At 60.1% G+C, this 2,781-nt stretch carries 2 protein-coding genes; both read right to left on the bottom strand.

The window, feature by feature from the left end:
• Positions 1 to 12 precede the first annotated feature (12 nt).
• Positions 13 to 918, bottom strand: a complete 906-nt coding sequence (locus CON77_RS14510; RefSeq protein ID WP_101050283.1) for a PD-(D/E)XK motif protein — start codon at positions 916 to 918, stop codon at positions 13 to 15.
• Positions 902 to 2,650 carry a Z1 domain-containing protein gene (locus CON77_RS14515; protein ID WP_369407354.1) on the bottom strand — a complete coding sequence of 583 codons (1,749 nt, stop codon included), beginning with the start codon at positions 2,648 to 2,650 and terminating at the stop codon, positions 902 to 904. The genes CON77_RS14510 and CON77_RS14515 overlap by 17 nt, the downstream gene beginning before the upstream one ends.
• Positions 2,651 to 2,781 lie beyond the last annotated feature (131 nt).

Genomic DNA, 2,781 nt, shown 5'->3' on the forward strand with positions numbered 1-2,781 from the left:
TTTGGGTGGCCATCAGGGATGAGTGAGGCGCGGAAAGGCCCCCTCAACAGGTATCAGGCGGGTTTCCAGGACAGTGAACCGTCGGATGTAGTTATTGGCGTGCATGGCGTAGTAGCCCGCTGCGAGTAGCCGCTCGCCTACTATCCTGGTCGATTCTGCGTCGCCGTGGAGTATCTTGCGCAAGTCTTCCACCAAAGAAGGCAGGCTCGCTCCGGTTTCGCTTTGGAGCAAACGAACCCCGGCCACGAACAGGGGTTGGCGGGTCGAGTCGTCGAGCTGCTCAAGGGAGCCGATTCTGGCTGGAAATCCAGTCGTCGAAAGCGTTGCTTTGACTTCGATGGCGCCGGTCCCCAGCGTGAAGTCTTGAAGGCCGTCAATGGGGCCAACCCAGGCTTCAAGCGCAGTTAGGGGAGCTACTCCGGATTCCAGAATTGATCGCAAAACGGATAGCTCGCCAAACAGGCCAATCTCGGCTTCTGGACTCAGCGTCTGAGCGCCTTTGCGCATGAACTCCTGCCAAGCGGCCACTCGACCCACAAAGATGCGCAAGAGCTTTCCTTCGTTGGAGCCTGCAGCGACGGAGTCATCGAGCGCACCGATGACGTCGCAAGCCATAGACTCGAAGAGCTCTGGCCGTCCTGCTGGCTTTCGGGTCAGAGCGAGCCATAGCCAGCCATCGCCATCGGGGTCGGCGCGCTCGACGGAAAAGCCTTGGCCCTCCGGGAGCTTGTCGGCCGCCGCGAGGCGAGCGGAGGGAAAGCCAACCAGCACCGCTTCGGCGTTTTCAGGCGAGCGCCTGCCAGCCCGCAGTTGCAGGGGACCGGCCGAGGGCAGGGCGATGGCTTGCCAGCCGGGATCGGTGTCGGCGGTGGTGAGTGACGACCAAGCCAGCACAAATTCATTACTCGGACGGGCCATATTCCTGCATCCAATAGAGGACGTTCACTTCGTATTCAACACGGATGCCGTTCTCGCTCGATGGGAAGGCGATGGCGAACGCCATGATCGGCTTGTCCCAGCCGGGTACGATGAGATTTTCAGGGAGCATATCTCTGCCCCGGTAGTAGGGCGCCAGGGAGTAAAGCAAGAGCAGGCCGCGATCGGCTTTTCCGCCGAGCCTGTCGCGCGCCTCGCGGATGCCCTTGCCGCTAGGGATGCTTGGCATGTTGACGCGACCTCGCGCGGGGTCTGGCTTCCAAGCCGCGCGAGTCCGGGCCAACGCGTCTCGCCATGCATCGTCGTCTAGGTCGATGCCTTCGTCCTTGGGGTCGGTGAGCACGCCGATTGCAAACATGGCCGGGTCCCTGACTCCCGGCGGATCGGGATCTTCCGTCTTGCGGGTTTGAAGGGACTTCGGCTCAAAGCCGCCAGGAAATACATGAGGCGCGCCAACGCCTTCGCCGCCAGACAGAAGGGCCACGGACCATTGCTTCAACTTGCCAATATCGAGCATCTTGGAGATGAAGTCCGAAAGAACCGCTGACTTGGCGCTGTCTGCGTTCGGGTGGGTGGTGTAAGCCCCAAGGAACGCGAGAACCTTCGATGCGTCAATGTCTTGCCATAGGCGCGCGTGGGGCCAAGAATCCGCGTCACCGTCGCGCGGGTATTTCGGGCCATCAATGAAATTTGACCCAAGGGATGCGATCAGCGCGTCGGTGGCGGCGAGGTTCGCCTGCTGAACCTTTGCGTCTCGATGGAAGAGGATGGTCTGGGGCCGGGTGCCGCTGTAGGTCAGGGAAAGCGTCTGGGCATTGCGCATCTTCAACGGCGAAGTGACCGTCAAAATCTCGTGGGACATGACTTTGAGGCCATACTGCTCCGGTGTGAGCTTGGCCTTTGCCATGAAATCGAACTCGTCGCGAAGCTCCTCAGAAGCGTCTGCTATGTGGCCGAACCACTTCACTAAGTCCGGCGACGTATAGAGCCGGCATAGATCCAAATAGCCAGGCCGGTAGCCAAACCAGCGGCCCATTTGCATCAGCGTGTCATACATCTTGGTCGTGCGAACGAAGTAGCTGACGCAAAGGCCTTCCAGCGTGAGGCCCCGAGCGAGCTTGTCGCCGCCTACAGCGATCACTTTGAGCGCCGCGCCGGGCGTGGCGTAATCGAGCGCGTCTTTGGCTGTGCCATTGATCGAGCGCACGGTGATGTCATCAAGGACGTCCGGCAGCTTGGCGACGATATCTTCCCAAGACGGCAGAGCCGGCGGCATGTCTTCGGCCGGCGCAAGCTCGGCGACCCGATCGCGCGTTGGCACGAAGTCCTCGTCCCAGAGTTTTCGCATTTCATCTAGAAGCTCGTCTGCGTCATTGCCTCGTGTGATTTTCTGCCTCATGCGGCGGACCGCTTCCTCCACTTGTTCGCGCACATGGTCTTGCACGTCCACGTAGCGGGTGACGTGGATCAGCATGGAGCTGTGCTGGAGGCCTTGGCCGCGCAGTTCGCGAATTGCGCACACAAGCACGAAGGATTGAATTGCGTCCCTCAGAGAATTAGGGATCGTCTCTTGGCCGTTGTGAACAGGGACGTGCGTTTTCTTATGTTTGGGAGGCATCCAGCCAGAGCCTGATTCCGGATCGAAGTGATCCAGTATGCTGCGTGACAGCGGGAGTGCCCCTACGCGACCGTCTTTTGTCAGCTTGCCGAACATGCGGGCTGGGCCGACGTAGTTCGAAGGAGCTGCCAGATTGATGATGAAGGACTTCGGAAAGAGGTCTGGTCCCTCCAGAGTCGTTGCGCCCTTGTGATGAATGTAAATATTGAACCGCCCCGGGTTTCAAG

The organism is Macromonas nakdongensis, assembly GCF_002837145.1.
Taxonomy (GTDB): Bacteria; Pseudomonadota; Gammaproteobacteria; order Burkholderiales; family Burkholderiaceae_C; genus Macromonas_B; species Macromonas_B nakdongensis.

Excerpts from the sequence above, each read along its gene's own strand:
- CON77_RS14515 (WP_369407354.1), bottom strand. The coding sequence starts at position 2,650 with ATGTTCGGCAAGCTGACAAAAGACGGTCGCGTAGGGGCACTCCCGCTG.
- CON77_RS14510 (WP_101050283.1), bottom strand. The coding sequence starts at position 918 with ATGGCCCGTCCGAGTAATGAATTTGTGCTGGCTTGGTCGTCACTCACC.